At 55.9% G+C, this 9,231-nt stretch carries 8 protein-coding genes; 7 read left to right on the forward strand and 1 reads right to left on the reverse strand.

Translation table 11 applies throughout. The features are described 5' to 3' along the window. The 3 genes from WBM93_RS01225 to WBM93_RS01235 all read left to right on the forward strand — a co-directional run. Positions 1-724, forward strand: a 724-nt coding sequence (locus tag WBM93_RS01225; RefSeq protein ID WP_424427348.1) for a type III pantothenate kinase, incomplete at its 5' end; no start/stop codon positions are given. Then, positions 721-2,361, forward strand: a complete 1,641-nt coding sequence (locus WBM93_RS01230; protein ID WP_424427350.1) for a ribonuclease J — start codon at positions 721-723, stop codon at positions 2,359-2,361. The genes WBM93_RS01225 and WBM93_RS01230, both read left to right, overlap by 4 nt. Positions 2,362-2,367: 6 nt before the next feature. Beyond that, entirely contained in the window at positions 2,368-2,646 is a 279-nt protein-coding gene (locus WBM93_RS01235; protein ID WP_424427352.1) for a DUF1467 family protein, read from the forward strand. Here WBM93_RS01235 and WBM93_RS01240 read toward each other — a convergent pair. Next, the gene (locus WBM93_RS01240; protein WP_424427353.1) at positions 2,643-4,979 is read right to left on the reverse strand and encodes a hypothetical protein; all 2,337 of its coding nucleotides are present in this window, start codon (positions 4,977-4,979) and stop codon (positions 2,643-2,645) included. The genes WBM93_RS01235 and WBM93_RS01240 overlap by 4 nt on opposite strands. 69 nt (positions 4,980-5,048) lie before the next feature. On the opposite strand from WBM93_RS01240, the gene WBM93_RS01245 reads away from it, so the two are divergent. The 4 genes from WBM93_RS01245 (at position 5,049) to WBM93_RS01260 (ending at position 9,173) form a co-directional block, all read left to right on the forward strand. Further along, positions 5,049-5,357, forward strand: coding sequence for an Hpt domain-containing protein (locus WBM93_RS01245; protein ID WP_424427355.1), 309 nt, complete (start codon positions 5,049-5,051; stop codon positions 5,355-5,357). Between the two features lie 118 nt (positions 5,358-5,475). Further along, a complete protein-coding gene (locus WBM93_RS01250; protein ID WP_424427357.1) occupies positions 5,476-6,681 on the forward strand; it encodes a hypothetical protein in 1,206 nt (401 codons plus the stop codon). A gap of 72 nt (positions 6,682-6,753) precedes the next feature. Further along, complete coding sequence (locus WBM93_RS01255; protein WP_424427358.1) at positions 6,754-7,794, forward strand: hypothetical protein; 1,041 nt, start codon at positions 6,754-6,756, stop codon at positions 7,792-7,794. Next, positions 7,791-9,173: a sensor histidine kinase gene (locus WBM93_RS01260; RefSeq protein WP_424427360.1), complete on the forward strand. Its 1,383-nt coding sequence runs from the start codon at positions 7,791-7,793 to the stop codon at positions 9,171-9,173. The genes WBM93_RS01255 and WBM93_RS01260 overlap by 4 nt, the downstream gene beginning before the upstream one ends. The last annotated feature ends 58 nt before the right edge of the window (positions 9,174-9,231 follow it).

The following is a 9,231-nucleotide window of genomic DNA, read 5'->3' on the forward strand; positions in this document are numbered from 1 at the left end:
CGACATTCGCGCGCGCTGGCGGATCGCAACCGATGCTCGCCGCACCGCAGATGAATATGTCGTCTGGCTCCGGCAGCTGCTCGAGCTGGAAGGCCTGGAGCTTGGCGCTGTCGACGCGGTGATTATCGGAACCGTGGTACCGCGCGCACTCCACAATCTGACGGTTCTCTCGGAAAAATATTTTCGCGTGACCCCGCTGGTTGCCGGCCGCGGTGCGGCGGAATGGGGCGTCGCACTAGACGTCGAGCAGCCCGATACAGTCGGCGCCGACCGCGTGCTCAATGTCATCGCCGCGCACCAGAAATATAAGCAGGATATCGTGATTATCGACTTCGGTACCGCCACCACATTTGACGTCGCCGACTATGAGGGCGCCTATAAGGGCGGGGTGATCGCCCCGGGGATCAATCTTTCGCTCGACGCGCTGGTCGGCAAGACCGCGCAATTGCCGCGTATCGCACTGGAATCGCCCGAGACTGACAATGTCATCGGCACCACGACCGAAAGCCAGATGCTGATTGGCATTTTCTGGGGTTATGTTGCGATGATCGAAGGGCTAGTAGCGCGGACCAAGGCGCAAATCGGCCGGCCGACCAAGATCATTGCCACCGGCGGGCTAGCCGTACTTTTTGACCAACATACCGACGCATTTGACCATCTCGAATCAGACCTGACTCTTCAGGGCCTGCACTTCCTCTATCAGCGAGCAACACACGCTAAATGACAAAATCCAAAAAAGAACTTCTCTTCCTGGCCCTTGGCGGTTCCGGCGAAATCGGCATGAATGTCAATCTCTACGGCTGTGACGGCAAGTGGGTGATGGTCGATCTCGGCATGACTTTCGCCGACCCCAGCTATCCGGGGATCGACCTGATTCTCCCCGATCTGGAATTTATCGAGAAGCATCGCAAAGATCTGCTCGGCATCGTGCTGACCCATGGTCATGAAGATCATATCGGCGCGGTCCCCTATTTCGCGGCCGATCTCGATGTGCCGCTGTTCGCGACTCCGTTCACCGCAGGATTGATCCGTCGCAAGCTGGAAGAAGTCGGCCTGGAGCATCAGGTCAAGCTCAACATCATTCCCAACGAGGGCAGCTTTGATCTCGGACCATTCGGGTTCCGCTATCTGCCGATCGCCCATAGTATTGCAGAGGGTAATGCGATGCTGATCGACACGCCTTACGGCCGAATTTTCCACACCGGCGACTGGAAGCTCGATGACGAGCCGGTTCTTGGAGTGCCGTCTTCGCCCGAAACGCTGCAGCAGATCGGCGAAGACGGCATCTTGGCGATGGTCTGCGATTCGACCAACGTCTTCAATGAAAAGGCATCCGGATCAGAAGGCGAAGTGCGCCGCAACCTGATGCGGGTTGTCGAGGAAATCGACACAAGGATCGTGGTGACGACCTTCGCATCCAATGCTGCCCGACTCCAGACTCTTGGCGAAGTTGCCATCCATGCAGGCCGCAAGCTCTGTGTGGCGGGCCGTTCGCTCGACCGGATCATCGAAAATTGCCGCGAAAACGGCTATCTCAAGGATTTTCCGCCGACCGTGGATTTCCAGGAAGCGATGAGCCTGCCGCGCGACAAGGTAATGATCATTGCAACCGGTGGTCAGGGCGAGGCGAGGGCCGCTTTGGGCCGGATTGCCGGCGACAGCCACCAGATCAAGCTTTCCGAAGGCGATCATGTGCTGTTCTCGTCGAAACAGATTCCAGGTAATGAAATTGCGATTGGCCGGATCCAGAACCAGCTCGCGGCCAAGGGTGTCGTGATGATTACCGAGCGTCAGGAACATATTCATGTTTCCGGTCACCCGGGGCAACCCGAGCTGGCCCAGATGTACGACTGGATCAGGCCGGAGATTTTGGTCCCGGTTCATGGTGAAATCCGTCATATGAAAACCCAGGTTCGCTTTGGTCTCAAGCACGGCATCCCGAAAGCCATATTCCAGCAGAACGGCGATGTTGTACGACTGGCTCCCAATGGACCGAAAATATTGGGACAGGAACGCACCGGACGGCTTGTTGTCGATGGCGATGTGATCATTCCCGCTGACGGAAAAACCTTGAACGACCGGCGCAAAACAGCGCATAACGGGATGATTTCGGTGGCTATCGGTCTCGATCGCAAAGGCAATATCTTCGGGCAGCCGGTGCTCAAAATGCACGGCGTGCCGCTTGAGGAAGACGAGGAGGATTTCCTCGACGAAGTGGTCGACAAGATTGTTGCCAAATATTCCCAACCCGTCGGCGACATCGACAAGTTCAACGAGGCGATTCGCCTGCTTGTCCGTCGCAGCGCGACTGAGTGGACTGGCAAGAAGCCCATCGTTTCGGTGCTCACTGTGGAGGCTTAAAGCGCTATGGAAATTACCTCCATCATCGCGATTTACGTATTATTCTGGGTGATGGCGGCGTTCATCGTTCTGCCGATCGGCATTCGCAATCATCATGAATCGGGTGAGGAGATGGTCAGAGGGCAGGCCGATGGCGCGCCGGTAAATTTCCGCCCGCTGCGGGTGTTGCTGTTGACGACTGCGCTGGCAACCGCCGCTTTCGGGCTATTCTATGTCAACTATGCCTATGGCTGGATCACGCTGGACGACATTGATTTCTTCAACAGCCGCGAACGGATGCGCTAGCTGCGCAGCCGTTCAATGGCCTGAGCCAGTGCGACATATAATTTACCGACGTCCGATGACAGCAAGGTCACGCTGATCGCGCTGCCGTCACGGGTGGCCAGCACACCGCGCAGCATCGCTTCAAAATCATGGATGTAGCGGTTCACATGCTCGCGGAATTCGTCATTGGCTGAATATTGCGCCAGGACTTCGCGCACTTCGCGATTGTCGAGCAAGCGAACGGCGCGCCGGGTGAAGATACCACGATCGCCTTTCAGATAGGCGGCCCATTCGGTGTCGGTGACATCGTTTGACAGGATCTTTCCGACATCGATCGAGATGGAGTTGAGCGACTCCGTTAGCTGGGCCACTCGCCGGGTGAAATTCTCGTCGCTGCTCTGTTCGGACTTTTCTTTGGCAAACAGGATGCGCTGCTCGAGATTTGTTGTCATATCCTCTATTGCGGTCAACTGATCGGTGAGATGCTTAGCGGTTGACTCGGTCGTCGCAACCGCGCTCGACACAGCTTTCTCCAGCTTCGGCGCTATTGACCCGATCTTGTTATCGATAATCCGGTTGAGTGCTTCTTCGCTCACCTTTTCAAAAGCCTCGGTCGAACCGGCAATAGACTTTTCAAGCACTTCCCGTGAATGTTCGGAAGCCTGTTTCGCCGTGTCCTTCACCCGTAGCAAAGCGCTGATCAGCTTCTCGCCCGCGCTTTCAGCCAGCGATTCATTCTGTTGGCGGATTTCCTCAAGCGATTTGGAAATTTCGCTGATCTGTTCGACGATGGACTTGCCGGTAACATCTCCCTCTTCGCGCAACTGGCGTAGCTGTTCCTGCTGTTCGCTGATCGACTGGTCGGTCAGGGCTATTTGTTGTGCGACTTTGCCGGCATCATCCTGTGCCTTGTTGGCTCCGCTGGCAATCTGATCAAAGAGCGCTAGGCTTTCCCTGGATTTCTCGGAGACCCGCTCGAAAGCAATGGGCAGGGTTTCATCCATTTCCCGCGCGCTGCTATCGAGCGCAACGAGCAGTTTTTCCATCCGTTCGATCATGCCATCTGCGGCGCCGTGGCCACTTTCCAGCGACCGCTTCAGAGCAGCGCTATTCTGTTCCATCGCGGTCATCGCAAAGGCGAGCTTGGCTGTCTTTTCGCCGCTTTCATTGTCGAGATTTTTAAGGTTCTCCGTGATTTCGGAGATATTCTGATTGAGCGTCGCAGCCAGGGTTTTTAGACGAATTTCTTCGTTATCCGCAACTTTTCCGGCTGCTGCCAGGCTTGCTTCCAGTGCGTCGAGATCGACGCGCATTGCCAAGGCCGATTCCGACGTTTCAGTTGCCAGGCCGGTTCGCGTTTTGTGGAGTGCTTCGATTGTTTCGGCGGTCGTTTTCGTCAACAAGCCAGCCAACCGGTTCGAACCGGCCTCTGCGTCTTCGAGCTGTTTCGTTAAATTGATTTTGATTCTTTCGGCTTCGGCCGCAAGGCTCTCGACGGAGATGGTTGATTTGTCGGTCAGTTCATCGAGACTGGTTTTGGCCGCAGCGCCGACGTCTGCAATTTTTCTCAGGGTTGAAACCATCGCTGCCATTTCGGTCTGCGCTGTACGTCCGGAGTTGCCGATCTGGTTGGTGACATCCTTGGCGGTGCTGATGACCACGGGCAAATGCTCGCGCAACTGCTCGAGATTCTTATAAGCGGCATCACCGACGGTATCCAGCTTCTCCATCTTGCCAAGACCGTCTTCCAAGGATTTCCTGATCATTTCGGCAGCGGATGTCAACTTGCCGGAAGACTGGTCTCCAAGGAATTCGAGTTCGCGGCTTTCCTGACTCAGGAATTCGCGGGCGACACTGAGTTCGTTGTTCACGGTCTTCAACCGCATTTCCAGCATCGTGGACTCGGCGCGCAGCGATGAGGAGACATCGGCAAAGCGACTCGCCTCTCTGGTGCTGTTGCGCATATAGAGCAGATATGCGACGCCGAGCGTCGCGATCGGCAGACACCATTGGGTTAGCAGGTCAATGCCAGCCTGGGGCGTTGGTATAGTTGTAAAAATGTCGCGATTTGCCCAGGCAAAAAAACCGGTCCAGCCGAGGATGGAAACAACCAGAAGGAGCACCGGAATATACCGGGACCGGGCGGGCGTAGGCGCTATGTCGTCGGCATAGTGGTTCCAGCTGTCTTCTGACAAATTGTCCCCATTTTGCTGGTTTTCTTCAGGTAATTCCCGATGATCCGCTTCCGGATCGGGCGCGTCACTTTCTACACCCGAAGTTGCCACTGTCTGGTCGTCAACTGGACTTTCGTCCCGGTCGCGCCACATCCCGATAATCTTAGATTCACCTGCCATAGGGACTATTTAACACAATATGAGATCATGGAAACCATAAGTTAACCATATCAGTTGTAATAGAGCCAAATGTCATTTGATTACGGGGCTTTGGATGCCGCTTTAACGGCTGCAGTGGGGGACGATCAGTCCCTTGTCGCGGAATTGCGTGAGGCGTTTCTGGAAAGTGCGAAACGGCAAGTTGACCTTTTGGGCAGAGCGCGTTGCGATGCCAACTGGGAATATGCTGCATGGCGTCTCAAGGGACTGGCCGCAAGCTTTGCCGCGACCAAAATCCTGCAACTGGCCGATGAGGCCGCCCATTCCGCACCGGGCGATCCGGTGATTCTGCGCAAATTGCAACGGGCCGTTGCGGCCGTCGAGGTCCATCGGGACTAAGTTTTCGCTTCCCGCGCATTGACAGCACCCTCTACCAGATTATCGCTTGGCATGTTTGGGCGTCACCATCTATGGACGGGAACAACCTTCCCATCCATCGATCAGGACCCCTATATTCGTGAAACTGGCACTGATTTCCCTGGCTAAAGACGATCTCGACGGAAACGGCCCAATTGCCTTGCTACCGTTGTTCGACGGGACTTTGCTCGACTTGCAGATCAGGGCCGCGCAGCGGTTTGGCTGCGAGAAATTCATATTCCTGTGTCCGGTAACGCATGGCGCCCTTTTACAAAAGATTGATGCGATGAAGCAGCAGGGGCTGGATGCTGAATATGTCCGTAGCCCCAGCGATCTCGTGCAATATGCGAGCGATCAGGATCACCTGATCTATATCGCCGATGGGATATTGCCCAATCCAGAGATTGTCGATCAGTTAAGCGGGGCGCCGCAGGAGGTGCTGTTCACCGTGCTGCACGGCGAGGAGTATCAGGAATTCGAACGCATCGATCTCAACCAGCGCTGGCTGGGTATCGTCTCGCTCAATGCGTCCCGGCTGAGCGCTCTGATTGACATCCCCGACGAATGGGAAGTCGGTTCCGCATTGCTCAGAACGGCGGTTCAGGCCGATTGCCCACGCGCGATTATATCTGACCGCAGAATGGGTTCGGGAGCGATCGCTCATGTTCAAAGCGAAGTCAGTGCAGAGCAATTCACCCGCCGCCAGTTGAGAAACATGCCCGCGCAGAACGGCAATTTTTTAAACCGCTTTCTGTTGCAGCCTTTGACCAAGCGCAGCCTCCCGCGGCTCTGGAAGAAAAAGGCTGCACCTCAATATCTCGGAATTTTTAGTCTGACCGCTGGAATTGCGGCCGTAATTACGGCGGTGTTGAGCTATCCTGTCGCATCGCTGGCCCTGCTTTTTTTCGCCAGTGTGGCGCAATTTGCGCGGGCCGCCATGGTACAATTTGGCAACGCGGTGAAGATACGCGACTGGACCGGTCAGGCTCTGGATTTGCTCGCGACAAGCGTAGTGGCAATCCTTGTCGTTCAGGCGTCCGACGGGACGACATTGGCACCGAATATGGTTGTTGCCGCTGTGTTGCTCGCCCATCTGCTGATTTTGAAGGCCGGCCCGGTGAACAAGCGCCTCGCACTGGTCAAGCCGGATATGCGATTGACTTTGCTTGTCTTGCTCGTCGCAACCGTTTTGGGGCAGTTTGCATTTGGCCTCTATGGTGCAGCGCTTTATTCCTCCCTGCTTCTGGTTTTCGATCGTTATTTGACGAAGGATTCGGCGGACAATTCCGCTTTGCAGGACGAATAGCGTCACAGCCCGCTTAGCGGCTTGTTAACCACATTAGCGTACGGCCAAGCTATGGCACAGCGAGTTTTTTCGATGAACGAAACGATGCATAACGATATCATCCGAGCGGCTTCGGCGATGGACGACAAAAGCTCGTTTGTTGCCGATGATTTCGCTCGGGCCCTGTTTCCCAAAACCGACGTCGTGTTTAACGATCGCATGCGGTCCAATGCACGGCAATATCTGCGCAATATGATCGGACAGATTGAACAATGTATCTGCCAAGTTGCGACGAAGGAACTTGGAGTCACTCACGAAACACTCGTGAAGATCGGGCAAGGCGATGCCGGCCAGACCTATCGCCTGCTGGAAAATTCCGGACTGTTCAAGGCGGTGGAAATTGTCCAGCATCTGTTCGTCAAAGCACAGCATAGCGAACTGGCTGCCAGATTGTTGCAGAAAATTTCACAACAGGATCTCGAGGCGACATTGACCCGACATCTGGATCATGGTGATCCAGTCATCGCCGAAGCTGCTATGGGCCTGCTGGTCGCGCAGTCCAAGACCTCTGGTGCAGTGGGCGAAATGTCCGCGAGCCTCGCAGATATGCCGGCTGAAATCGCTTATGCTTTCGCCTGGCCGGTAACCGCAGCGTTGACCAGAATTTCAGACCTGCCAGGCCTGCAATTGCAACAGGCAACCGAACGCTTGCTGGCCTCGCATGACGAGAGTGCCGCAGTGGCGCGCAAGGCGGACCGGCTCGCTCAATTGCTCGAGCAATCCGATATTTCCGGGAATCAAGTTCCGCATCCGATGAGAGATGGCCTGTCATTGTTCATTGCGCGACTGGCCAGACAATCCGGCTTGACCGGTGACCAGATCATTGCCTTCACCGCCGAACCGAACATGGTGCGCTTCGTAGTGGCGATGCGCGCGGCAGATTATCCTGCTCCCGAGGCGCTGTCCGTGTTCGCGGCTCTCGATGGCGATGACCATATTCTGACCGCAGCAACCTATGGAGAGACCGACCGGGACCGGTCATTGGCTTTGGTATCGAGATGGGCGGCACCTCGCGCTTACCAGAATGCCCGGCGAATTCTTGCCGATGATAGCTTGAGCGATAACGGAAAATGACGGCATCGGAAAAACTGGCCGGACCGGTGCGGGCACAGGTCGATGTCAACGGATTGCTGTTGTCGGCTGACCCGCTGCTCATGCGGCTGCATCTGCGCAGTGGCGGCTCCGAAGGTGGACCGCTGGCCGTGCCTGAGCTTGCAGAATTATGCCGGCTCAGCAGGCGGCTGGGGATGAACCTGTCGCGTCCGGCACAGGCGTCTGATGACGACTGCCGGATTGATATGTGGGTTGAAACCCGGCTTGCTACGCCAGAAAAAGAGCAGCAGCTGAGCCTTGCCATTATCGACTGGAAAGAGCGCCCTCACGAAGATTCGCAAAAGTTGGATCCGGCACGCGAACGGGATTTTGACCGGTTGGAAGGCCGGGGCGCGATCAGGACCGATGCCGCATTGCGGATTATAGCTCAGCAAATGCCGAGCGATTCTACACAGGTTTCCGACGCCATCGGCCAGTCCCTGCTCGATATATATGATGTCATTCCGCCTTCAGCCCACGCAAGATTGCTCGAGGCAGTCGCCGAGCGGCAACCAATCCGCAATCAGCGGGTGCGGGAGAAAGGCGGAAGCCAGCGCCTGTTTGTGCTGCAAGGGCAACCATTGATCGACAACGCCGGAGGATATGCTGGCTATCGTTTCACCGCCGCCCCGGATATTTCCGAAACAAGCGGTGGAGATTCGAAGCCCGTGGGCGGGAAACTGATCAGCGACAGCCTGTTCGGTTTCCAACTGGGTCCCGCGCTGCGCCAGCCGCTCGGCAAGATCATCGCCAACGCCGAAACGATCAGTAGCAAGCTGGAAGGTCCGCTACGCGGCGATTATGCAAGCTATGCCAAGGATATTGCCTCGGCGGGACGCCATTTGCTGGATCTGGTCAATGATCTCTCCGATCTGGAGGCGATTGAAAGGCCAGAATTTACGGTTGCTGCGGATGATATCGATCTTATCGATCTTGCTCACCGTGCCGCCGGCTTGTTGGCGGTCAAGGCTTCCGACCATCAGATACGAATCGATCTTCCCGATGAGGGTGACACACTTCCGGCTCGCGGCGAATTTCGCCGATCGCTGCAAATTCTTGTCAATCTGATTGGCAATGCCATCCGCTATTCGCCGGACGGTTCGGTCATCAAAGTGCGTGTTTCTGCCGATGAAGAATTTGCCCGGATTTCTGTGAGCGATCAAGGTGACGGTATTGCTGCGGACGATCAGGACCGGATTTTCGAGAAATTCGAAAGGCTTGGACGATCCGGCGATGGTGGCAGCGGATTGGGGCTGTTTATTTCTCGCCGGCTCGCTGGTGCTATGGGCGGCAGTCTCACCGTCGAGAGTTCGACTGGTAAAGGTTATACCTTCACCCTGGCACTTCCCGACCGGAAATAGCCAAAAAAAGGGGAGCGCTGAGGCTCCCCGTTTTCCAAAATATCTAAAGTCTCTACCG

Source organism: Parasphingorhabdus sp., assembly GCF_049667325.1.
Lineage (GTDB): Bacteria > Pseudomonadota > Alphaproteobacteria > Sphingomonadales > Sphingomonadaceae > Parasphingorhabdus.

Excerpts from the sequence above, each read along its gene's own strand:
- WBM93_RS01230 (WP_424427350.1), top strand. The coding sequence starts at position 721 with ATGACAAAATCCAAAAAAGAACTTCTCTTCCTGGCCCTTGGCGGTTCC.
- WBM93_RS01245 (WP_424427355.1), top strand. The coding sequence starts at position 5,049 with ATGTCATTTGATTACGGGGCTTTGGATGCCGCTTTAACGGCTGCAGTG.
- WBM93_RS01240 (WP_424427353.1), bottom strand. The coding sequence starts at position 4,979 with ATGGCAGGTGAATCTAAGATTATCGGGATGTGGCGCGACCGGGACGAA.
- WBM93_RS01260 (WP_424427360.1), top strand. The coding sequence starts at position 7,791 with ATGACGGCATCGGAAAAACTGGCCGGACCGGTGCGGGCACAGGTCGAT.
- WBM93_RS01255 (WP_424427358.1), top strand. The coding sequence starts at position 6,754 with ATGAACGAAACGATGCATAACGATATCATCCGAGCGGCTTCGGCGATG.
- WBM93_RS01235 (WP_424427352.1), top strand. The coding sequence starts at position 2,368 with ATGGAAATTACCTCCATCATCGCGATTTACGTATTATTCTGGGTGATG.